Below are 571 nucleotides of genomic sequence, written 5' to 3'. Positions count from 1 at the left end.
TGCAGACGTAAAGCACGGGCTTGGTGGTCATGAGGCCGAGTCGGCTGGCGGCCCCCTCCTCGCCCTTCGGCACGGCGGTCCGCGCGGATCGGCCGGCCTGCAGCGCGGGCAGGATGGCCTCGATCAGCGCGAGCTGCGCGATGGATTCCTTGTCGCCGCCCCGCCCCTTCTTCTGCAGCGTGATGACGCGCTTCTCCAGACTGTCGAGGTCGGCGAGCATGAGCTCGGTCTCGACGGTCTCGGCGTCGCGGWTCGGGTCCACGGCGCCGTCGACATGGGTGACGTCGCCATCCTCGAAGCAGCGCAGGACGTGCACGATGGCGTCCACCTCGCGGATATTCCCCAGGAACTGGTTGCCCAGCCCCTCGCCCTTCGAGGCGCCGCGGACGAGGCCCGCGATATCAACGAATTCCAGGCTGGTGGGGACGATCTTCTGGCTCTTGCCGATGGTCGCCAGGGCCTGCAGCCGCGGATCCGGCACCGCCACGCGGCCCACATTGGGCTCGATGGTGCAGAAGGGATAATTCGCCGCCTGCGCCGCGACCGTCTGGGTCAGGGCGTTGAAGAGCGT

Annotated in this window: 1 protein-coding gene; it reads right to left on the bottom strand. The window is 68.6% G+C overall.

Annotated features, from left to right (window positions below; genetic code table 11):
- Positions 1-571, bottom strand: a 571-nt coding sequence (locus AC1DWF_RS37195) for a GTPase (RefSeq protein ID WP_476843437.1), incomplete at both ends; no start/stop codon positions are given.

Source organism: Aminobacter sp. P4_D5 (genome assembly GCF_056401815.1).
The sequence above is the reverse complement of the archived record's forward strand: the minus strand, read 5'-3'. Positions and strand labels throughout refer to the sequence as shown.